The sequence below is a fragment of the Mesorhizobium sp. M1A.F.Ca.IN.022.07.1.1 genome (genome assembly GCF_003997575.1).
GTDB lineage: Bacteria > Pseudomonadota > Alphaproteobacteria > Rhizobiales > Rhizobiaceae > Mesorhizobium.
The window spans coordinates 1-20,627 of record NZ_RZST01000067.1; the positions used below are offsets into that span (position 1 = coordinate 1).

Below are 20,627 nucleotides of genomic sequence, written 5' to 3' on the forward strand. Positions count from 1 at the left end.
TTCCGGCACATGGGCGAGACCGCGGTCGCGCAATTCGCCGGGATCGGCCTTGCCGGTCAGGTCGATTGGCTTGCCTTCGAGCATGACCTCGCCCGAGACGGCGTGCCGGATGCCGGAGATCGCCTCGAGCAGCTCCGACTGGCCGTTGCCGGCCACGCCGGCGATGCCGACGATCTCGCCGCCGCGGACGTCGAAGGAGACGTCGTCGACCATGGTGACGCCGCGTGAATCCTTGACCGTCAGGTTCTTGACCGAGAGTTTTATCGCACCGGTCTCCGACTGGCCCTTCTCCACCCGCAAGAGCACGCGCCGGCCGACCATCAGTTCGGCCAATTCGCCGACCGTCGTTTCCCTGGTCACCCTGGTCGCCACCATGGTCCCCTGGCGCATGACCGAGACCGTGTCGGTAACGGCCATAATCTCGCGCAGCTTGTGGGTGATCAGCACCACCGTTTTTCCCTGTTCCTTCAGCTGCTTGAGGATGCGGAACAGATGGTCGGCCTCGGCTGGCGTCAGAACCCCTGTCGGCTCGTCGAGGATCAGGATCTCGGCGCCGCGATAGAGCGCCTTGAGGATCTCGACGCGCTGCTGCAGGCCGACCGGCAATTCCTCGATGATGGCGTCGGGATCGACCTCGAGGCCGTATTCGCGCTCCAGCCGTTCGAGCTCGGAGCGCGCCTTGGCGATGCTGCTCTTCAACAGCGCGTCGGTCTCGGCGCCGAGGATGACGTTCTCCAGCACCGTGAAATTGTCGACCAGCATGAAATGTTGGTGCACCATGCCGATGCCGAGCGCTATCGCGTCGTTTGGGGTGTTGATCGACACCGGCTTGCCCGCCACGCGGATTTCGCCGCTGTCGGCCTGGTAGAAGCCATAGAGGATCGACATCAGCGTCGATTTGCCTGCGCCGTTCTCCCCGACAATGCCATGGATGGTGCCGCGCGTGACTTCCAGGTTGATGTCGCGGTTGGCGCGCACGGCGCCAAAACTCTTGTTGATGCCTATGAGCTCGATTGCGGCTTGCGCCATGCAGCCTGTCCCACTCGTTATTTTTTTATCGCTTGGTCAAAATGCCTAGCATGATGCCCCGCCCGTGCCAATTGGCCGGAACGCCATTCACTCTCGACAAATCCCCCCGCGCTTGTCAATTTCGAAGGTGGCCGGGAGCTTCACATTCACAGAGACCGGGATGATGACGATGCCTGACGATCGGCTGACGACGCTGGAAATCCGCGCCGCCGAGCAGGAAAAGACGATCGAGGAACTGTCCGGCCAGATCGCCGAGCAGTGGACGGTGATCGAGCGCATGGAACGCAAGCTCGCCGCCCTTACCGATCGGTTCCTGGCCCTGGAGGAGCAGGCCGCTCCCGACGTGCCGGTGACCAAGCCGCCGCACTACTGAGCCTGCGGGGTCAGCGAGCGAGTTCGAGGAGAACGGTCATGGCCGGTGAAGGAGACCGCATCGCAAGGGCCGGCGACTATGTCTTCGGCCTGATGGACGAACGGGAGCGTGCTCGCGCCGAGCGCGACCTAGAGATCGATCCCGCCTTTCGCGACGCGGTGCTGCGGCTTGCCGAGCGCATGCGTGCTTTGGAGCCGCAGGGAGCGTCGGCCACGGCTTCGGATGAGCGCTGGCAGCTTGTGCAGCGCCGGCTTGGCGAATTGCCGCAAATGCGGTTTGCCGGGCTGGACAAGGGCGATGCGAAGCCGCAGCCGATCGTGATCAACAAGATCGAGCGCAAGCCTTATGGCGTCGGCCTGCATTCCCTTGGCGGCCGGCTCGGCCTGGCTATCGCGCTCGCCCTGGCGGCCGCCTTCGCGCTGGGCTATCTCGCCGGCACGCTATAGGGCGCACGACATCAAAAGCATCGGCTCGCCCTCCTGCTCGAAAGCTTCCGTGGCAGTCCAGCCAAGCGCTTCGTAGAAAGATCGTGCCTGCCAGGTGTAGAGATAGAGCCGGTTAACGCCGGCCGACGCGGCGTGGCCTTCTATGGCCCTGACCAGCGCCGTGCCAACGCCCTGCCCTCGATACGCCTCGTCAACAACAAGCCCGGCGAGCCACGGCGTCAGATCATGCGCCGGGTCGATCTCGTTGCGGACGAAGAGGCAACTTCCGATCGGCGAGCCGCCGAGGCGGGCGACGACAGCCGCCTCGAACCCGTCGCCTGCGATCAGCCCGCGAAGTCCCGCCATATCCTCTGCGAGCGTCCGCCCGGTGCCTTCAAAGAAGGCGGCCAGGCGCAGCTTGGCGATCGTCTCGACATCGCGCTCCCTCATGGCTTCGATAATCGGTTGCATGATGCTGGTCCCAAAAACAAACCGCCGGGCAAAAAGCCCGGCGGTCTAAGAAGCCTCGTTCAGTTGCCGATCAATATGGGCAGTTGTTGTCGGTGGTGTAATCGTGCACCTGGACCTTGCCGGCGATAATGTCGGCCTTGGCCTTTTCGACCGCCGCCTTCATCTCGTCCGTCACCAGCGCCTTGTTGTTGTCGTCCATGGCGTAGTCGACACCGCCTTCCTTCAGGCCGAGATTTTCGACGCCGCCCTTGAAGGTCCCGTTCTTGCCGTCCATGAAAGCCGTGTAGACGGCAACGTCCACGCGCTTCAGCATCGAGGTCAGCACCTTGCCGGGCTGCAGGCCGTTCTGGTTGGAGTCGACGCCGATGCCGAGCTTGCCGGCATCCGCGGCCGCCTGCAGCACGCCGACGCCGGTGCCGCCGGCCGCGGCATAGACGACGTCCGCGCCCTGATCGATCTGGGTCTTGGCGATCTCGCCGCCCTTGGCGGGGTCGTTCCAGGCGGCCGGGGTATCGCCGGTCATGTTCTGGATGACCTCGGTGGCCCCGGCAGACTTGGCGCCGCCGACATAACCACATTCGAACTTGCGGATCAGCGGGATGTCCATGCCGCCGACGAAGCCGACCTTCTTCGACTTCGACGCCATCGCAGCCAGAATGCCGACGAGGTAGGAGCCTTCGTTCTCCTTGAACACCAGCGAGCGGACATTGGGCAGGTCGACGGCATCGTCGATGATGGCGAAGTTGAGGTCGGTATATTCGGCCGCGACCTTCTTCAGCGCATCTTCCCAGGCAAAGCCGGCCATCACGATCGGGTTGCGGCCGTCCTCGGCGAAGCGGCGCAGCGCCTGCTCGCGCTGCGAAGCGTTGGAGACTTCGAATTCGACATAAGCGACGCCGGTTTCCTTCTTGAATTTCTCGGCGCCGTTATAGGCAGCCTCGTTGAAGGATTTGTCGAACTTGCCGCCGAGATCGTAGAGGATGGCCGGCTGGACATCCGCGGCGAAGGCCGGGAGAACCATTGCGGTTGCGGCCAGGAGGCCGAGAACGATACGTTTCATGTGATCCACACCCTGTCGGTTATTTTCCGTTGCACCGCACACCCTGCCCGGTTCTCCGGCAGGCATGCGACGTCAGGCAGGAAGTGTATGCCCCTCCCGCTCGCGGCCAATCTGGCACGGCCCGAAACAAAATTCACGTGGAATTTTGACCTGTTGGAAAAAGCGTGAAGGCCGACCGTTTCGGGCGGAGTCCGCGTCAGTTGGTCGGGGCGAATTCGTGGCGCCGCCGGCGGTAGCCGAGGGCGTAGAGCAGGAACGCCAATACCGCGAACACGGCGAATCCCGGCTGGCCGAGCACCCAGGCGATGATCCCGTCCCAGACCAGCGGACTGGCCTTGGCGCGCACATAGGTCTCGAACGCGGCGCGCGTGTCGGGCGATACCGCCAGCCAGCTTGCGTTGAGCGGCGTCATGACCAGCGCCGACGCCGCGACAGAGCGCGTGGTGTCGATCACCGCCATGATGACAGAAATCGACAACGCAACCATGGCCGCCAGCCGAAAGATGAAACGCAGCATCCAACGCACTCCCCGGGAACACTCCCGTCTGCCCCGCCAAACGACATAGAGCGTGCACAACCGCCACGCAATCGCGACACGTGATTTTGAGTTAGGCCCTCCGCGCCGCTTTGCGCCGGTTGACGCGCCAGATGGCGAAAATCCGGCCGCCGACGGCTCCGATGATCAGGCCGCCCAAGCCGATGAAGACAGCAAAAAACCCGCAAGCGCCCTCGAAGCAGCTCATATGGGTGGCGTCGGCGATCAGCGACCCCGCGAAAAATCCGATGCAGGCGCCGATGGCGCCGCCAAGGATGATGCCGAGCAACGCGGCGACGAGCGAGACCAGGAGCGGCGGGCGTACGGCCTCGGGATTGGCATACACCGTGTCGGCGCCGGCGCCGCGCCGCAGGAGGTAGATGCAGAGCAGGCCGATGGCGATCTCGGCCACCGTGAAGCCCAGCCCTTCGGCCGAGAAGACGAAATCGGGCACAAGAAGCGTGTAGGCCTGACGCACGACGAGCCAAAGGATGATGGCGACCTGCCAGATCGTATAGTGACGCGGGAAACGCGCCGACCGGTTGAAGGCGAGGCCGAGCAGGTAAAGCCCCCACAGAATGGTCACGACGCCGCCGGTCAGCCCGCCGTAGATCAGGAAGAGCACGCTTTCCGGCAGATTGAAGTCGCCGATCAGCCGCCAGCTCGAGATCAGGCCATAGGCCGAAAGCGCCATCACGATGATCAGCCACGCCACCGGGATGAAGGAGAGCCCGCTGTCGGGCCGGCCCGCGGGCTGCTGGTTGATCGATGCCATGTCAGGACGATGCCCCTCGCAAAGCCCAAGCAGTTCCGGGAACTGCGTCGTGGTTTTCCGTCCGGAAGTGCACAAAACAAACGCCTCAGGCAGTCGACAGGCGGCCAGAGCCGAAGTCAAGCGCGGGAAACTCCGCCGGCCGGCCTGTGCGCAGCATTCGGCTGCATGGCAGGCCACCGAGGCAGCTTCCGTGTCATCCACGGCAAAAGCCACGGAATGACTTGGCATTCGCTTTCGGATCGACTAGATGAGCCCCGCGCCTGTTTTGCCTAGACGGCTAGAGGTGCCGGGAAAGGGTTGCCTGCCGGTTGAAGGCACCCCAAATTTAGGCCGAGAGGCCTTCCCGAGGGAGATGCATCTCCCCAACCCGCGCGGCGAAACCGGCCGACGCGACATGCAAGACGGAGAGGTGGCCGAGTGGTTGAAGGCGCACGCCTGGAAAGTGTGTTTACGGGAAACCGTAACGCGGGTTCGAATCCCGCTCTCTCCGCCATCAATTTTCCTAATACTATGATATTTTCAAGCTGTTAGCGAAGAGGGAAGACACCTCAAAGCCATCCGCAATTGGCTGTTAGGCAGGTGGCCGGAAAGACGTTTCGTGCGGCCCGCCCACAAGCCCTCATGCTATCGCCGATCGTTATCGCCCTGGCAGCTGACCGATCAGGTTGCAATCGGTCGTGCTGTCTGAACGCGCCGTATAGGTGGCGTAGATCACCAGATCCGTGTTCATGGCGATTTCACGCACCAGCTTTCGACGGACTGCGGTGGCGAACATGGCGGGCTCTGTGACACCGATCGCAAACGCGTCTGGTCCGCCAATGACGCAGCGCTCGAAATAGGATTGCAGGTTGGAACGGCCATACCTCGCGAACCCGTCGGCCCCGCCAATCCGGGGCAGTGCGATAGGCAGCCCGTTGATCGTCACGCCTTCCGCGAGAAGAACCTGCCGGATGGGGTCAAGGAGTGCTCCCGCATTATTGGGTCCGTCGCCGGATATATCAACAACCCTGCGCGGGCTGCGCAAGCCACTATTCGCGAACAGATCATTCGCGGCAGACAATGCGCCGGAAATCGACGTTCCGCGGCCTTCAGTCAACGACAAAGCCGCGAGCCTGTCTGCCAAAGTGAGAGCGTCCTCGCGACTTTGGACGATTGTCCATGGCACGATGACGGTTTGCTGATTTGGCCCTGCCCACTCCAGATAGAGCACTGCAATTCTTCCACGCTCTCCCGACTTGACTGCCCCCGCAATGTCCGCGTGGCGGAAAGCATCGACGTAGCCGTCGCGCTGCACTCTTTGCTCAACTTTGCTCATCGACGGCGAAACGTCCACTGCAAGGATCAATTGCAGATCGACGTCGACCAGGCCGTCCTGGGAACGGTCGGTTGAGTGAGCCTGGGGCGCCATTGCCAAGAACAGGCTCATCAGGCACACGCCTGTGAGCCGGAGCACCGGCCTTGCGCCCACACTTCGAGCAATCTGCACTTCGTCGTCCATGGTGAGCCTCTCGCTGACGCTGCGATTGTCGGTCCGAGGCGTCTCGGGGTCACGAACGGCTTCCGATCATTTGCCGAAATCGGCGCTCCCCGCCCGATGTGAATGATGATGGCAAGCGCGAAACCGTGCTAGGATCGAAACATTGGACTGCGGCTTCGTGCTTGAGGGAAACGGCTTGAGTAGCTCGCCGCCCACGATGTTCGTGCTCAACGGCGTTACCGTCGACGTGAGCAGCGAGACCTTGCGCGACAAATCGAACAGCACAATCGCACTTCGTCACCAAACCTTCGCGGTGCTTCGTCACCTTCTGGAGAACGCTGATCGCGTCGTCACCAAGGACGAGCTGATGAGGGCGGTCTGGAACGGGATCGCGGTCACCGACGACAGCCTTGTGCAATGCATTCACGAGATCCGTGCGGCGCTCAATGACGGTCGGCAGGCTGTTGTGGAGACGGTGCCTCGGCGCGGTTACAGGCTGGTCCGTCCTTCAAGCGCCGGGCCAAGAATGGCCACTATCCTGGCAGCCGAACTGGCTGCTGACGGTCGGCCGCCAGGTGAGGCTGAGCGGGGCGCTGCTGTACCAATCGGGCCGTACAGGCAGATCGTCGATCGGCTGCTGGTGCAACATGCCGGTCGCGTGTTCTCGAGCGCCGAAGAGAGCGTGGTCGCCGAATTCGCAGGCCCTGTCGAGGCCTTGCGGTGTGCGAGCGACATCCAGCATGAGGTCGACAGACGGAATTGCCAAGTTCCCAAGACAAAGCGCCTGCGCTTCCGCATCGGGCTTCACCTCGGTTATGTCGTCGACGAGGGCGACCACCTCGGGGGCGAGGCGGTCGAGGTCGCAGCCCATGTTCAATCATTGTCACGACCGGGCGGGATTTGCATCACGGAAGCGGTTCATGCCCAGGCTCGAGACCGGCTCCCGCTGGAATTCATCGAGCTTGGCGAGCAGAAGCTGAAGGACGTCGCACGTGCCCTGCGCATCTACCGCGTACCTCTTGCTTCAGAGGAACCGGTCAGGTCGCCATTTCGCGGTCTCGATGCCTTCGAATTCGAAGATGCCGATCTCTTCTTCGGCAGAGCGCGGGCGATTGCTGCCTGCACTTCAAGACTGGAGCAGCAGGCAGCAAGCGGCACTGCGTTCCTGCTAATCTACGGCATGAGCGGTTGCGGCAAGTCTTCCCTCCTGCGCGCTGGCCTGCTGCCGTCATTGATCCGGCCCGGAACCGTGGCGGGCATATCGTTGTGGCGCCGCTGCCTGATCCGCCTCTCCGAAGGACCGGACGCATTCGCTGTGCTGGCTGCGGCGCTGCTTAGCGAAGCTGCTGTGCCGGAACTGGCCTGCGAAGTAACAGCCGCGGAGCTCGCTCGGCTTTGCAGGAGCGCGCCGGATCGGGCGCTGGCGATGGTTCGCCAGGCACTTGGCAAAGCCGCTGGGTCGGCCCGCTCGCAGATCAGGTTGGTTGTCGCCATCGATCAGCTGGAGGAGCTGTTCACGACGGAGAAGCAGCCGGCGACGCGCGAGGCTCTCGTGCGGCTCATGACGCTGCTCGCCGCGAGCGGACTGGCCTGGGTGATCGCGGCGATCCGTTCGGATTTTTTTCACCGCTGCGGCGAGGTCCCGGGGTTCTCGGCGCTCAAGGATGGCCTCTCCAGCTACGAACTCCTGCCGCCGACTGGCCCGGAGATCGGTCAGATCATCCGTGAGCCGGCGGGCGTTGCCGGACTCCGCTTTGAGGAGAATGCCGAGTTGGGGCGACTCGATGACGTGCTGCAGGAGGCAGCAGCTGCCGATCCCGGATCATTGCCGCTTCTGGAGTTTGTGCTCGACGCGTTGTACCAGGCCGGCCGCCAGCGCCGCGTTCTCACCTTTGCGGATTATCGCGCGCTCGGCGGGCTCGAAGGCGCAATCGCGCGCCGCGCCGATGAAGTCGTGGATTTACTGGCGCCCGAGATCCAGGAGGCCTTACCGACGGTACTGGGCGCCCTCACAACTGCAAGTCTGAGCGATGACACCGTGACGGCACGTCCAGCCCTGCTCACCGAAGTTGCAGGTACTCCCGCGCGATCGGCGCTGGTCAGGGCCTTGATCGACGCGCGGCTCCTCGTCAGCGACGAGAACGCCGCAGGGCGTGTCTTCGTGCGCGTTGCACATGAAGCACTGTTGAGGCGCTGGCCGCGCGCAAGTGACATTGTGAATGCAAACCGGAATTATCTCGAGACGCGCGAACGCCTCAGGGCTGATGCCCACCGATGGCACCTGGAAAGCAAGAATCGAGAGCTTCTCCTTCCGTCCGGCAAACGTCTGGCGGAGGGCGAAGAACTAATGTTGTCGAGACGGGAGGAGATCGACGATTATGTCCTTGAGTACATCGAGGAGTCTTTGCGTGCCCATCGGCAGAAAGAGGAGAAGGACCGGCACGCAGCGCTAGCGCTGATCGAGGCCGCCGAAGAGGCAAAACACGAGCGCCTGGAGCGCGAGGCCGAGCGCCGGAGCCTGGCGGCGGCAGCAGCAAACCGGCTTTCGCGACGTACCCGCAACGCAGCGATTGTGGCGATAATGCTCGCTCTCATCGCGGGCGCAGGCGCGCTGGTCGCCTTCAGGGCGCAGGAGGAAGCGAGGTCGCAACGCGACCAGGCGATGCGCAATCAGTTCCTTTCGCTCTCGTTCCTTTCGGAGCAGTCCACCGCGGCAGGCAGCACCGAGGCTGCGATCCTCTTGGCGCTTGAAGCACTGCCCTCAAAAGACCAATCCGAGCGGCAATATCTGTTCGAGGCGGAGGCAGCCCTCTACAAGGCTCTGCTGGCGCACCACCAGATCAAAATCTTCCGGCATGGCGCCGGCGTGACGGATACGGCATTCAATCCGAGCGGCGATCGCATCGTCACCGCATCCTACGACAAGACTGCAGCCGTCTGGGACATCTCCAGCGGTGCCGAAACTGCAGTTCTAAAGGGTCATGAAGCGGCCTTGGAGAGGGCTGAATTCAGCCCGGACGGGAGCCGTATTCTGACGGCGGCGAGGGATGGCACTGCACGTCTCTGGGACGCTGTCTCGGGAGAGCAGCTCTTTATCATGCGCCCGGTAGGCAATTATCCGACGGCAATCTTCAGCCCGGATGGCACCCGGGTGCTGACGGCGGGGGAGAACAGCGATGCAACGCTCTGGGATGCTCGGGCCGGAAAGAAAGTTCTAGGTGTAAAAAGCGACGCATATACGCGTGCTGTTTTCAGTTCAGACGGCCGCAGCTTCGCGACGGCAGGCAAGCATTTTGTTTCGATCTGGAATAGCGCAGACGGCGCGCTGACGCGGTCAATGCGAGTGACCTCCTGGCCCTACAGCCTGGCGTTCAGCCCGGACGGAAGCCGGATGCTGGCCGGCCCGTGGGGTTGGCATTCACACCGAGACACTTCCAGCGTTTTCGATTTGTCGAAAGGAACGGAGATCGCAAAGCTGGCCGGCAGCAAGAGCGACACGCAATTGAACGGCGTCATTTTCAGTCATGGGGGTCAGCGAATCGCCACGGTATCCATCGATGGCACTGCCCGAATTTGGGATGGAGCGTTGGGAACGCTGGATCATGTGCTAGGCCAAGAGGTTTCGGGGTTGAAGGCAGACATCGATACGGATGAACGCGATGTGGAGATGAACGGTGCTTTCACCCCGGACGACCGCTTCCTGGCGACCGCCTCGGTCAATGGGCCGATCCGCATCTGGGACGCTGAACGCGCCTCGTTGGTGACGACGATCGCCGGTCATGAATCCTTGGTCGAGCATATGGAATTCAGCCCGGTCGACAGCAACATTCTTCTCACTGCTTCACACGATGGCACCGCTCGGCTGTGGGATGTCGACGGCGCGCTGACGACTTCGCTCTCACATGAATATCGGCCGACTTTCGCGGTCTTCAGTCCCGACAATGTCCACCTTCTGACCGGCGGCGGCGACAGCGCGGCGCACCTGTGGGATATCGTGAGCGGGCGCGAGACAATCCGGCTCGATACACATGAGATCGTTCAAAGCGCGACGTTCAGCCCAGATGGAAGGCGCGTCGCGACTGCATCTCTTGGGGGGCAGGTCCGTGTTTGGGATGTGGCCACGGGACACGAGACCGCCCAGTTCCGATCACATCGCGGCCTGATCCAGATCCAGTTTGGTCGCGACGGCAAATCGCTTCTCTGCGCATCGATGAACGGCACCGCGCAGCTGTGGGACGCGGCGACCGGCACCGAGCTAGCCGCCATCAACACGAGCAGCAACCTACCGCAGGCCATTCTTAGCCCTGACGGAAATCTGATCCTCTCGGCCAGGGAAGACAATGCGGGCCACCTCTTGACGACGGGCGGAGCCGAGCTCAGGGTTCTTGTGGGGCATCAGGATCGCATCACGGCAGCGGCGTTCAGCCCGGACGGTCAACTCGTCGCCACGGGCTCACTCGACCACACGGCTCGCATTTGGTCGACCACGGACGGAGCAAACGTCAGAACGCTAGTGGGACACACCGGCGCGGTAACGGTCGTCGCCTTCAGCCCCGACGGTCAGTTGCTGCTGACCGGCTCGCGCGATGGAACCATCCGGATCTGGAGCGTCGCTGGCGGACTGGAAACGGCCGTTCTAAGGGGCCACAGCGGCGCGGTGGACAGCGCCCAGTTCAGTCCCAACGGTTTGTATGTCGTGACCGCGTCCTCGAAGGATCGCACGGTCCGGCTCTGGGCGACGCAATCGGGACGCCAGATTGCCGTCCTTGGCAGCCACGACGAAGCAACCATTCTACTGGGCTTTACACGCGCAGCTTTCAGTTCCGACGGCACCGGCGTTGCAATTGTTTCCGGCGAAAAAGATGTCCGCATCCTTCGCGTCTTCCAAACGTCCCGGGACCTCATTGAGTTCGCCCGGCGCACCGTCCCTCGCGAACTCACCGCTTGCGAGCGGCGAAGCTTCTTCCTTCCTGAAGACCCTGCAATTGGCACTTGTCCGGGCTGAGGTCGACAACGGGGTCAGAGCCCTTGTGATCAATCTGCGATGCCAGGCCGATACCGCAGCATGTTTTCGATCTTCTTCGTCCGCTGTGGGGGGTGCGTAGCAGCCATTCCGGGTTTGGGTTGGGCATTCTGATCGAATTTGTAAGAAACTGGGATGGAGACGTGTCTGTACCTCAGACAGGTAGGCTTGCCATCCAAGGCAACCGTGAAGCAAACAGCGCAACGAGCCGGCGCGAAAGCCAAATTTTTTCAATTATTTAGATGCGAACTCGAAAGACGCTCTCTCCGCCAGCACTCCAGTGGTCGGGATGGCGGCAAGCCTCATCCTGGGCGGCTCAGATTGCACGCCGCTCTGAGGTGTGGATCGGCCTATGGTTCGTCCTTGTCGATCCCGATGCTCTCGCCCTCGCCATGCACCTGGTTCCGGTCCCAATCGTTGGTCTTGTCAGGCGTTTTCGCGGCAGCTTTTTGGTTTTCCCGTTCCTTGTCCTTGCGGGGCTTAGGACCGGGCAGATCGCGCGATGATTTGGGTTCCATTGAGGTGTGTCCCTGTCAGTCGAACAGAACCCAACGTGGGCTGAGCTCGAATGTTCCGGCGCTTTGCCGGCGATATGCGTTGCAGGGACATCCCGGCGTCCTGCGGAAGGAACCGGGCAGCCCACAGATACGTTCTGGCGCTCATGGATGAGCTTGTTGAACGTTTCGGGCAGCAAACCTGGCTGCCATTTTCCGTAATTTCAGCCAGGCTTTTGCTGGCTGCGGTTCTTGGCTCACTCGTCGGCATGGAGCGCGAATGGCGTAACCGGCCGGCCGGGCTGAGGACGCATATCCTGATCTGTCTAGCAACCGCCTTGATCGCCATCCTGGCCATCGAAATCACCCATCTCCCCGTCTTCGATGGCCAGGAGATAGCCATTGACCCCATCCGCCTGATTGAAGCCACAACTGCCGGCGTCGCATTCCTGGCTGCGGGGCTAATATTCTTCTCCAAAGGGGAGATTCAGGGGCTGACGACCGGCTCGGAAATGTGGCTGGCCGGTGCCATTGGATTGGCAGTGGGTCTCGGGTTCTGGCAGATCGCAATTCTTGGCACAGTCTTGGCGCTGATCGTGCTAGGGCTTTTGCAGCTGGTGCAGGTTGCCCCAAAGGACGAGCAATAGTCGGAGCATTTGGAGGCAGGGCGTCCAGTCCCTGCGCTTGTCGGCGTTACAGTGTTTTGCTGAATTGCAGATTCCGATCGTCTCGGCCGGCGCACTCATGGCAGATCATGACCTGTCACCAGATCAAGTGCAGACACCCATGGTCCGGCCCGACAAGGCAGGAATCCTCCTAGCCATTTTCGGCTCTGCGCAGCAGCCGCGACAAGTGCTGCCGATGCATCGCCTGCATGTCTTCAAGCAGTTGGAGGGAGCGCAGGGCGTCATCGGTCGGCAATCCCTGATCGCTGAGGTCGGCAACCAACTCGTGCTGACGGCGAAGGTGCCGCTCGCCTTCGTGAACATGCCGCCTGGCCATTTCGATATCATCGTCGATTGCCATTTACCGGAACGTCGCTGGTGTCGTCACGTTCCTCGGGTGGGCTGTCCAAGATTGGAACTGACTGCGCGGCCATGACTTGTCGTTTACCGTTGGGACGTAGCCGTCTCGGCAGCACAAAGCCCGTCGCTTACGCTCATTAGCTGCGACGGGCTTTTCAAGTCTTAGAAAATGTTAATGTCGGTCGCCGCAAGCGCGGCGCATAATGGAACTCTGCCCCGCTGCGCGGGGTAAGGGCCCGGCCTGTATGTCAAGCCCCCAACCCCGCCCGGCAGGCCGGGCTACTTTGATCCACAAAAGCGAACTTTTGCACCGTCCGGTCCGCCGCGTGGCGAGAACGGCGGCCTGCGGCACGTGAAGGCAGCCGAACATCGTCAGCGTCTGGCGAGACAACGGATCGGCGAGCAACGCGAATGCACCGCGGAACCAATAGGCAAGGGCGCGGTTGGGGCAGATGGTCGCCTATAACGAAACAACTGATCCCGCGCTTACCGGTGCACGCGGTCGAGGCCGGATTTTGCGCCCTCGTTTCTGTCTGTTCGGAAGGAAACGAGGCCATCCTCACGAGCGACATCTGTGTCGGCCTCATTCTTATGAGAACCGGGAAGCAGTCGCGCACGCCCTTGGTCTTAGTCACCAACAGACAAGTTCGTTTGCCGGGCACGAGCCGCTTGCAATAGCTCTGCATCACCTCCCGGGAGTTCTTTGGTGATCGAAGACGATAGCGTCTGTCAGTGGGAACGAATTGACTGCTTGGTTATCGGTGGCGGTCCGGCCGGCTTGGCAGCAGCGACGTATCTCGGGCGCTTTCGCCGCCGGGTCGTCGTTGTCGATTGCGGTCAAAGCCGCGCGAAGCTCATTCCGATTACCCGCAACTGTCCCGGCTTCCCCGACGGCATAGCCGGCGCCGAACTGCTGAATCGGCTGCGGCAGCAGGCTTTGCAGAGCGGAGCCGATCTTAGGCACGATATAATCCACGAGATTGGCCGCGACGGAACGGATTTTATTGCGATCGGTTCGACAGCCATTCGTTCCCGCGCGGCGCTCCTGGCTACTGGCATTGTCGATAAGCTTCCAGAGACGCCTTCGGCAGACGATATGATCAGAGCCGGCACCTTGCGCCTCTGTCCGATCTGTGACGGCTATGAGGTGATCGATAAGCGGGTCGCAGTCCTGGGCCCGGCGGAAGAGGCGGTGAAGAAGGCATTGTTCATGCGGACCTACACTCGCGACGTCACCGTACTGACGACCGATGCTTCGAGTGAAATTGATGCAGATGCCGGCCGACTGATCCACGAAGCTGGAATCCAGCTCGAGCCCTGCATCCCTCATTCGCTACGACCCTCGGGAGAGCAGGCCACCATTCAACTCTCCAACGGAACAGCATCCTCATTCGATACCGTCTATCCAGCCATGGGATGCACGATAAGGTCGCAACTTGGCCTAGATCTCGGGGCGACATGCGACGAGCTTGGAAATCTTGTCGTGGATGCGCATCAGCGCACGGTCGTGCCAGGCCTGTATGCCGCTGGCGATGTGGTCAACGAAATCAATCAGATTGCTGTCGCATTCGGCCACGCCTCGATCGCAGCCACCGACATGCATAACTATCTTGACGATACCAAGTGCTAGTTTTCACCGGTGAATTGTGATGCATCTTGTTCAGATCCTGCTCCCCTGCTCGGACAACAACGGCCAGCCTTTCGCTCAAGAAGATTTCGACCGCGTGAAGGAAGAACTGGCGAGTCGCTTCGAAGGCGTTACTGCTTACCTTCAGGCGCCTGCCGACGGTTTGTGGAAAAAGGGTGCCGAGTCCAACGCCGACAAGATTGTGATCTTCGAAGTCATGGCCAACGAGGTCGATCTCATCGACTGGCGTGAACGCCGGATCGCACTCGAGCGGTGGTTTCGACAGGAGAAGGTGGTTATCCGCTACATGCCGATCGCGCTGGTGTAGTCGTTCTTGTCCATGCACGGGAAATCAGAGCCGGCGCCTCTCCTGCCGGCGTAGCTCAGATGAGTTCGCTCGGCCCGCCGGCATCAGCCGGTCCCGAACCATTCGATGGCCGGGCGGGTGATCATCAGCCATAGGATAGCGGCGACCGCGCCGAAGGCCGGAAAGCCGAAGACGAACCAGAGCCGGAAAAGCCGGTGATAGCGCGGCGGAAGCAACTGGCCGGCTTTCACCGCCGCCAGGGCAAGATCGCGCATCTCCATCTGCATCCAAACCACGGGAAGCCAAAAAACACCGGTCACGACGTAGAGAAGGATCGACAGCGCGATCCAGCCGTCCCAGAGCGAATAGCCGACGAGCCAGGCAAGCGCGACGCCGGTGATCGGTTGCGCCACAACTGCCGTTGCCGTGAACAGGAAATCGGCGATCACGACAATGCGCGCGACAGCGGCCACGGTAGCCGGGTTGCCGGTCCGGTGTGCAAGCAGCATGAAGAAGGCGATGCCAGCGCCCGTCCCCAGCAGGACCGCCGCGCCCACGATATGGAGATATTTGAGACCGAAGTAGAGCATCAGCGCTCCTCCAGGATCGCCAATGCGACGAAGTGCAGAAGAACGATCGGCAGGATCTTCATCAGCGGGCCGAGCGGTTCATTCCACAGATCGGGCCGCAGGAGCGTGCCGGCCAATGCATAAAAAACGCATACGCCGATCGCTCCCCAGAGCCCAACGCGCGCGGTTTTGCGAAGCGCGATGAGAAGGCCGATGACCAGGTCGGCCAGCGCGCCGGCGATGACCAACGGCGCCGCCAGCGCGCTCACCGCGGTACCGATCAGGAGTTGGACGCCGCTCTGCCATCCGGTTGTCAAGGATATGATTCCGGTCATGATCCAGAAGAACGGCAGCACCGTGAAGATCGCGGGTTTGATGAAGTAGAGGCCGGCAAACCACCTGTCCTGCACCGTGGCTGGGTTTGCGGCGAGTGCTGTCGGGAGACCTCGCGGCTCGATCCCGGTTATCGCCTTCCAGGGTCCGGGATCACCGGTTGCTCCCCGGCTGATCTCAAGGGCGGCGTTGGTGCGCATGGGAGGGCGCCATCCCAGCACACTGACGGCGTCACCCAGCCGATAAAGTAGACGCGCCGCCCATCTCGGGAGAGCCAGGACGCGAGCCTCGTCCCATCCAAGCCACCTGCGGTGATGCGCGACTAACTCCTCCATGGCGAAGGCGTCCGGACCAGCAAGGTCGAGAGCGATCCGTGACGGGCTGTCAGGGCTGAGGAAAAACGCCACCGTTTCGACCACGTCCTCAAGTTGAACCACCTGCAGACGGCCGGAGCCGGGCATGGAGGGCAGCAGAGGAAGCGCGGCAAGGCCGCGAAACAGGGCGCTCGCTCCAAAAACGGGGCGGCCCAGAACGACGGAGGGTCTCGCCGATAGCGGAAAAGTGGATGACCCGGCGCACCCCGGCTTGCTGGCAGGCACGAAACAGCGCCGCTGCGCCCAATGCATGAACCCCTGTCGTATTTTCGCTGGCGCTGTCCTGCAGAACACCGGCACAATTCACCACCAGGTCAACGCCTTGAAGAGCACTGCCCCAGTTCTCGGGGGCGAGCGCCTTCGCCATATCGATGGCGACCGTTCCCGCCTCCCCCGCCCGGCTTGATCGGCGTCGTGAGGCCCGCACGACCTCGTGCCCTGACGCGACCAAACGCGCGCACACCGCTGTGCCGATGAGACCGTTCGATCCCGTTACGAGAACCTTCATTGCCGATGTCCCGCCGGACAAGACAGCGCGGCGGGCCGAAGGGTCGGATCGTTCCGCAGAACGCGCGGCCCGGTCACCGGCTTCTCCTCTCGGCTTGCTGGTCGAAAGCCTCGATGGCGGCGCGTTCCATCTCTCTCAGTGATCTCGAAAGCGTCAGGCCCCAAACGACATGAGCTGCAATCATCAGCATGTTTCTCCTGATGGGGTGACGGTGCGCCGGGGTCAGAATGCGGGCGGCGGGAATCCAACCGAGATAGCTCAGCGCCCAGATGCATAAGCCGTAGGCGATCCCGCTCCCTCGAGTGGTGGGCAGCAGGGCAAACAAAGCACCGGTGAGACCGCCAAACCCGAAATGCGCAAGCAGTGTTCTTGAACGTGCTTCGCGCTCGTCAACAGCTGGAAAAGTGCGGTCGACGATCTCGCGAGGCGGAAGCGGATAGCGCTCGTCGTCGGGCAGGACTGCGTGCAGGCGCCTCATCGTTGCTGTCATCGCCATGGTCGCCGCGACGCCTGCCACAGCCCCAAGCAACGCCTTATCGAGCGGCCGCATTGCTCACCATCTCTTCTCCATTGGGATCGAAAGACGACCTTTGCGTCCAGCCTGACGTCGACGCTTCAGGCCAGAGGCAAGAATCAACGCCGTCGTCCTCGACCCTCACTTCGCTTTAAAACCTCCATCAACCCGGCAAGCCGGTCAGGGAGCCACCTCTCGGTCCGAAACAGCGGAAGTGCACGCAGATGGCGCCTCATTATCTCACTGGAAAACTGGCGCCTCAGTAGCTGCGCAATCTGCTCATTATTATGTCTTCTATGTCCAACCATTTTCGTGACCGCAATCGGTTCGGTCACCAAACCGGAAAGACTTGCAGTTTGTTCCTGGACAGCTGAGCTCTTCTGTCAGGTCCATTATGCTAAGTGCTCGTCGTCCTGTTCTGAGGTTGGCCATCCGTGTTTTCGCCGAATTGCACCCGACGACGGGCGCCGATATTGGAGCACGACCGGGGCGGGTCGCACCAAGAATGGTGACATGGGCAGCGCCGCCAACATCCAGAAGGCGCCGGCGCGGGCAGCAGCCGCCACTCGCAGAACCAGGTAATCCTATTGGCCGCGAAGCAAGCTCTCGAAAGCTTCCTCGAACAGCCTAGCCATCTCGGCATAGCCGCCGTCGGACGGATGCAGGCCGTCGCCGCAATCGAAGGCGGCGAGCAGCCTCGACGGGTTGGCGGGATCGGCCAGCGCACGCTCGAAATCGACGACGGCATCGGCTTCGCCCGATGTCCTGATCCAGGCGTTCACCGCCTCGCGGTCGCGCTCCTTGGTCGCAGAGTAGAAGGTTCTGAGCGGCTGGCCTTCGAAGGCGCCACCGAAGGGCGGCAGCGTGCCAAGCAGCACCTTGATGCCGTTGAGGCGGGCGCGTGCGATCAATTGCCGGTAAGCCGCGATCAGGCTTTCGACGGCGACGGCCTCCTGACGGCCGGCAAGCATGGTTTCCGGCCAGCCGATGTCGTTGATGCCTTCCAGCACCGAGACCCATCGGACGTTGGGAAAGCCCAGAACGTCGCGGTCGAAGCGGGCGAGCGCGTTGGCGCCGCGGGCGCGGCTGGCAAGCACGCGGTTGCCGCCGATCCCCTGGTTGAGGACGCCGATGCCTGACAGCCGGCCGCTTTTCGCAAACCGCTCCGCCAGCCGGTCCGGCCAGCGCGCATTGCCGTCGACGGTCGAGCCGAAGCCGTCGGTGATGGAATCGCCGAGACAAACCAGAGAGCCACTGTCCGGCCCGCTCTCGACCAGCACGGCGCTGAGGAAATAGCGGCTGGTCGAGGTCTGCTGCACCGGCAGTTCGGCTGCGCCGGCGAAGTCGCCGATTTCGGAGATGTAGGCGGTCTGCTGCGCCTCGTAGTGATAGGTCTCGATCGGAGCGAAATCGGGGAAATAGAGGCTGATCGCGATCTGCCCGAGATCGGGAACCGCTAGGTCCACAACATCGCTGAGCAGCGGCGCGCCGGGCGCTAGATCGGTCTGCCGTTCGCCGCCGAACGTCACCTGCCGGATGCTGCCGGCGTCGACCGCGCCGTCTTTCGCGGCAAGCGCGACGGTCGCGGCGCCGATCCGAATCGGCGAGGCGCCATATTCGTTGGACAGCCTCAATCGCAACCTCTCACCGCCGGTGCTGACGCGCACGACTTGGCGTACCGTCTGCCGGTGGAAGCCATAGAGCACGGCGTCTCCCGGCCAGACGTTCATCGGGCTTGCGCTCCAGGTTCCGATCCAGTGCTTCATTCTCTCCATCCCTTCGGTTTCGACGCGCGGCCCTCCGCCAGACAGATAGTCGCGGCTTGCGGCGCGAGCTACCGGTTGCGCTTTCCGCGACACATAGATTTTTGACTCCGAATGCAACGCGCCGGAGGTCGAGCATGTTGTAGCGCAGTCGTAATCGCGGCCTCGGCTTTCACTAGCGGAATCAAAAAAGTACTAACACCCGCCCCGGAACGTGGTGGCTGGCCGGATAGCGCGCGCCTAGCCTGATCAGATCGTCCGGGGGAGGAAACGTTCCGGGGGATGTTTGGGGCTGAGTGCCCCGCCGGGCGGGCTTGGTGGAAAGCTCTACCGGCAAAGATTCCAACCATTTCAGGGAGCGAGACATGGGTTGCGAGACCAAGAGCTTAACATTGAACCGCCGCGCGCTTTTGCAGGGCGCGGCAGCCACTGCCGGCGGCCTGTTGCTGGCGGGCGGCGAGCGCGCCGCGGCGCAAGGCACGACCTCCAAGGTTGTGGCTTGGGAGACCGGCTATCTCGGCTTCTTCTTCTTCGTCGTGCTGCAGGAGGCGCTGAAGCGCAAGGTCGAAAGCCTCGGCCTGGAATTCGTCGGCAAGGACGCCAATGGCGATGCCAACGCGCAGGTCAACGACTGGAACAGCCTGCTCTTGCAGAAGCCGCGCTACCTCATTTCCGACGCGCTGGATTCGGAGCTGCTCATCCCACTGAGCAAGAAGGCGAAGTCGCTCGGCGTGCCGCTCGGCATGGTCGACACCGTGCTTACCGGCGGAGAGGTAGCCGCTTCGGTGACCTTCGACAACAAGCAGTCGGGCGTCATGGCGGCGGAGAAGACCGCCGAGCTGCTCACCAAGAAGCACGGCTCGCCGAAGGGCAGCGTGCTCAACAATTACGGCTCGCTGACCGCCGTGGCGCTGCGCGACCGCAAAGACGGTTTCGAGGACACGCTTAAGAGCAAATATCCCGACATCGAGATCATCTCGCGGCCGCAGAACAACCAGCATGAGCAGGCGCTCGCCGTGGTCTCGGCGACGCTGCGCGAGCGGCCGGACCTCGACGCCATCCACATGCCGACCGACATCTTCGTCGTTGATGCCCGCAAGGCGCTCGAAACGCAGAAACGGCTGTTTCCGGTCGGCCATGAGAAGCACATCATCCTGACCAGCATCGATGCCTCGCCGAATGCGCTGGAATGGGTGAAGGCCGGCGAGATCGACGCCGACATCGCACAGGACCCGATCGCCTATGTCGAGATCGTCGTCGACCTGCTGGAAGAGTACACGCTGAAGGGCAAGCCGGTTCCGACCGGACCTTACGAAAACAAGAAGTATTTTTGGGAGAAGGGCACGATCGCCGACAGCCCGTCCGGCCCGCTGCTCACCATCCCGCCCTACTTCCTCACCAAGGAAAATGCCGACGACCCGCGCCACTGGGCCAATGTCGTGACCCAGGTGTGGAAGATGCAGCAGAACGCCGGCTGAGATCGCAGCCGACGAAGCGGGTGAGAACGCGCCCATCGCGTTCTCACCTCATTTCGAGATTGCCGGTTATCCCAATGGTCAACGCCGACGGCACAATCGTGCCCGATAGCCTTGCGCAGGACGGTGCCAACGCTGTTCTGACCGTCGACAATGTCTTCAAGCGCTTCGGCCCGCTTGCGGTGTTGGACGGCGTCTCGCTGAGCGTGTCGCGGGGCGCGATCCATGGCCTGCTCGGCAAGAACGGCGCTGGCAAATCGACGCTGTCCAACATCATCGCCGGGCTGTTGCGTCTCGACAGTGGCACCATCCTGTTGAATGGGGAGGACGTGTCGGCTCTGCCGTTGACGGCGCGCAAGAAGCGCGGGCTCCACCTTCTGTCGCAGCATTCGGAGATCTTCGAAGACCTCTCGATCGGCGAAAATCTTCTGCTGCCGGATCTGCCGAGACGCTACGGCTTGACCGACTGG

General features: G+C 62.3%; 19 protein-coding genes, 1 tRNA gene and 1 pseudogene. 10 read left to right on the forward strand and 11 right to left on the reverse strand.

Annotated features, from left to right (window positions below; all coding sequences use genetic code 11):
* Positions 1–1,029, reverse strand: a 1,029-nt coding sequence (locus EOA75_RS10555) for an ABC transporter ATP-binding protein (RefSeq protein WP_164747342.1), incomplete at its 3' end; no start/stop codon positions are given.
* 163 nt (positions 1,030–1,192) lie between these two features.
* Between EOA75_RS10555 and EOA75_RS10560 the strand changes: the two genes are divergently transcribed.
* Together EOA75_RS10560 and EOA75_RS10565 are read left to right on the forward strand one after the other, a co-directional pair.
* On the forward strand, positions 1,193–1,402 hold the full coding sequence (locus tag EOA75_RS10560) for a SlyX family protein (protein WP_095826868.1): 210 nt from the start codon (positions 1,193–1,195) through the stop codon (positions 1,400–1,402).
* A 38-nt stretch (positions 1,403–1,440) separates the two neighbouring features.
* Entirely contained in the window at positions 1,441–1,848 is a 408-nt protein-coding gene (locus EOA75_RS10565) for a hypothetical protein (RefSeq protein ID WP_095778792.1), read from the forward strand.
* Here EOA75_RS10565 and EOA75_RS10570 read toward each other — a convergent pair.
* The 4 genes from EOA75_RS10570 to EOA75_RS10585 form a co-directional block, all read right to left on the reverse strand.
* A complete protein-coding gene (locus tag EOA75_RS10570) occupies positions 1,843–2,298 on the reverse strand; it encodes a GNAT family N-acetyltransferase (protein ID WP_127213986.1) in 456 nt (151 codons plus the stop codon). The two genes, EOA75_RS10565 and EOA75_RS10570, sit on opposite strands and share 6 nt — an antisense overlap.
* A 70-nt stretch (positions 2,299–2,368) precedes the next feature.
* Complete coding sequence (locus tag EOA75_RS10575; protein WP_067325733.1) at positions 2,369–3,358, reverse strand: BMP family ABC transporter substrate-binding protein; 990 nt, start codon at positions 3,356–3,358, stop codon at positions 2,369–2,371.
* 196 nt (positions 3,359–3,554) lie between these two features.
* A complete protein-coding gene (locus EOA75_RS10580; protein ID WP_067002648.1) occupies positions 3,555–3,875 on the reverse strand; it encodes a hypothetical protein in 321 nt (106 codons plus the stop codon).
* Positions 3,876–3,966: 91 nt separating this feature from the next.
* A complete protein-coding gene (locus EOA75_RS10585) occupies positions 3,967–4,668 on the reverse strand; it encodes a hypothetical protein (RefSeq protein ID WP_127324210.1) in 702 nt (233 codons plus the stop codon).
* 403 nt (positions 4,669–5,071) lie between these two features.
* Between EOA75_RS10585 and EOA75_RS10590 the strand changes: the two genes are divergently transcribed.
* A tRNA-Ser gene (locus EOA75_RS10590) sits at positions 5,072–5,161 on the forward strand.
* Positions 5,162–5,305: 144 nt separating this feature from the next.
* Here the strand turns inward: EOA75_RS10590 and EOA75_RS10595 are convergent.
* Positions 5,306–6,166, reverse strand: coding sequence for a DUF1194 domain-containing protein (locus tag EOA75_RS10595; protein ID WP_127324211.1), 861 nt, complete (start codon positions 6,164–6,166; stop codon positions 5,306–5,308).
* 142 nt (positions 6,167–6,308) lie between these two features.
* On the opposite strand from EOA75_RS10595, the gene EOA75_RS10600 reads away from it, so the two are divergent.
* Positions 6,309–11,150 (forward strand): winged helix-turn-helix domain-containing protein, encoded by a 4,842-nt coding sequence (locus EOA75_RS10600; RefSeq protein WP_127324212.1) that lies wholly within the window; start codon positions 6,309–6,311, stop codon positions 11,148–11,150.
* A gap of 368 nt (positions 11,151–11,518) precedes the next feature.
* Here the strand turns inward: EOA75_RS10600 and EOA75_RS33950 are convergent, their stop codons facing one another.
* Positions 11,519–11,686, reverse strand: a complete 168-nt coding sequence (locus tag EOA75_RS33950) for a hypothetical protein (protein WP_164746634.1) — start codon at positions 11,684–11,686, stop codon at positions 11,519–11,521.
* Positions 11,687–11,829: 143 nt separating this feature from the next.
* Here EOA75_RS33950 and EOA75_RS10605 point away from each other — a divergent pair, with 143 nt between their 5' ends.
* The 4 genes from EOA75_RS10605 to EOA75_RS10620 all read left to right on the forward strand — a co-directional run bounded on the left by EOA75_RS10605 (position 11,830) and on the right by EOA75_RS10620 (position 14,642).
* A complete protein-coding gene (locus tag EOA75_RS10605) occupies positions 11,830–12,309 on the forward strand; it encodes an MgtC/SapB family protein (protein WP_127324213.1) in 480 nt (159 codons plus the stop codon).
* A 97-nt stretch (positions 12,310–12,406) separates the two neighbouring features.
* Positions 12,407–12,763: a hypothetical protein gene (locus EOA75_RS10610; RefSeq protein ID WP_127213981.1), complete on the forward strand. Its 357-nt coding sequence runs from the start codon at positions 12,407–12,409 to the stop codon at positions 12,761–12,763.
* Between the two features lie 630 nt (positions 12,764–13,393).
* Positions 13,394–14,317, forward strand: coding sequence for an NAD(P)/FAD-dependent oxidoreductase (locus EOA75_RS10615; protein WP_245322269.1), 924 nt, complete (start codon positions 13,394–13,396; stop codon positions 14,315–14,317).
* Between the two features lie 19 nt (positions 14,318–14,336).
* Positions 14,337–14,642 carry a hypothetical protein gene (locus EOA75_RS10620; protein WP_067318770.1) on the forward strand — a complete coding sequence of 102 codons (306 nt, stop codon included), beginning with the start codon at positions 14,337–14,339 and terminating at the stop codon, positions 14,640–14,642.
* An 83-nt stretch (positions 14,643–14,725) separates the two neighbouring features.
* Here EOA75_RS10620 and EOA75_RS10625 read toward each other — a convergent pair whose 3' ends face one another.
* The 4 genes and pseudogenes from EOA75_RS10625 to EOA75_RS10645 all read right to left on the reverse strand — a co-directional run bounded on the left by EOA75_RS10625 (position 14,726) and on the right by EOA75_RS10645 (position 18,685).
* Complete coding sequence (locus EOA75_RS10625; RefSeq protein ID WP_127324214.1) at positions 14,726–15,211, reverse strand: DUF2269 family protein; 486 nt, start codon at positions 15,209–15,211, stop codon at positions 14,726–14,728.
* Positions 15,211–16,405 (reverse strand): annotated as a pseudogene (locus EOA75_RS10630) (SDR family oxidoreductase). Before EOA75_RS10630 ends, EOA75_RS10625 begins: the two are co-directional and overlap by 1 nt.
* A 73-nt stretch (positions 16,406–16,478) precedes the next feature.
* Positions 16,479–16,955 (reverse strand): hypothetical protein, encoded by a 477-nt coding sequence (locus EOA75_RS10635; protein ID WP_067318776.1) that lies wholly within the window; start codon positions 16,953–16,955, stop codon positions 16,479–16,481.
* Between the two features lie 548 nt (positions 16,956–17,503).
* Positions 17,504–18,685: an SGNH/GDSL hydrolase family protein gene (locus EOA75_RS10645; protein ID WP_164747343.1), complete on the reverse strand. Its 1,182-nt coding sequence runs from the start codon at positions 18,683–18,685 to the stop codon at positions 17,504–17,506.
* Between the two features lie 362 nt (positions 18,686–19,047).
* Between EOA75_RS10645 and EOA75_RS10650 the strand changes: the two genes are divergently transcribed.
* Entirely contained in the window at positions 19,048–20,160 is a 1,113-nt protein-coding gene (locus EOA75_RS10650) for a sugar ABC transporter substrate-binding protein (protein WP_127324215.1), read from the forward strand.
* Positions 20,161–20,234: 74 nt separating this feature from the next.
* On the forward strand, positions 20,235–20,627 hold a 393-nt coding region (locus tag EOA75_RS33955; RefSeq protein ID WP_164747344.1), incomplete at its 3' end, for an ATP-binding cassette domain-containing protein.

Excerpts from the sequence above, each read along its gene's own strand:
- EOA75_RS10560 (WP_095826868.1), top strand. The coding sequence starts at position 1,193 with ATGACGATGCCTGACGATCGGCTGACGACGCTGGAAATCCGCGCCGCC.
- EOA75_RS10650 (WP_127324215.1), top strand. The coding sequence starts at position 19,048 with ATGGGTTGCGAGACCAAGAGCTTAACATTGAACCGCCGCGCGCTTTTG.
- EOA75_RS10595 (WP_127324211.1), bottom strand. The coding sequence starts at position 6,166 with ATGGACGACGAAGTGCAGATTGCTCGAAGTGTGGGCGCAAGGCCGGTG.
- EOA75_RS10645 (WP_164747343.1), bottom strand. The coding sequence starts at position 18,685 with ATGAAGCACTGGATCGGAACCTGGAGCGCAAGCCCGATGAACGTCTGG.
- EOA75_RS33950 (WP_164746634.1), bottom strand. The coding sequence starts at position 11,686 with ATGGAACCCAAATCATCGCGCGATCTGCCCGGTCCTAAGCCCCGCAAG.
- EOA75_RS10585 (WP_127324210.1), bottom strand. The coding sequence starts at position 4,668 with ATGGCATCGATCAACCAGCAGCCCGCGGGCCGGCCCGACAGCGGGCTC.
- EOA75_RS10620 (WP_067318770.1), top strand. The coding sequence starts at position 14,337 with ATGCATCTTGTTCAGATCCTGCTCCCCTGCTCGGACAACAACGGCCAG.
- EOA75_RS10570 (WP_127213986.1), bottom strand. The coding sequence starts at position 2,298 with ATGCAACCGATTATCGAAGCCATGAGGGAGCGCGATGTCGAGACGATC.
- EOA75_RS10635 (WP_067318776.1), bottom strand. The coding sequence starts at position 16,955 with ATGCGGCCGCTCGATAAGGCGTTGCTTGGGGCTGTGGCAGGCGTCGCG.
- EOA75_RS10625 (WP_127324214.1), bottom strand. The coding sequence starts at position 15,211 with ATGCTCTACTTCGGTCTCAAATATCTCCATATCGTGGGCGCGGCGGTC.
- EOA75_RS10580 (WP_067002648.1), bottom strand. The coding sequence starts at position 3,875 with ATGCTGCGTTTCATCTTTCGGCTGGCGGCCATGGTTGCGTTGTCGATT.
- EOA75_RS10605 (WP_127324213.1), top strand. The coding sequence starts at position 11,830 with ATGGATGAGCTTGTTGAACGTTTCGGGCAGCAAACCTGGCTGCCATTT.
- EOA75_RS10565 (WP_095778792.1), top strand. The coding sequence starts at position 1,441 with ATGGCCGGTGAAGGAGACCGCATCGCAAGGGCCGGCGACTATGTCTTC.
- EOA75_RS10575 (WP_067325733.1), bottom strand. The coding sequence starts at position 3,358 with ATGAAACGTATCGTTCTCGGCCTCCTGGCCGCAACCGCAATGGTTCTC.
- EOA75_RS10610 (WP_127213981.1), top strand. The coding sequence starts at position 12,407 with ATGGCAGATCATGACCTGTCACCAGATCAAGTGCAGACACCCATGGTC.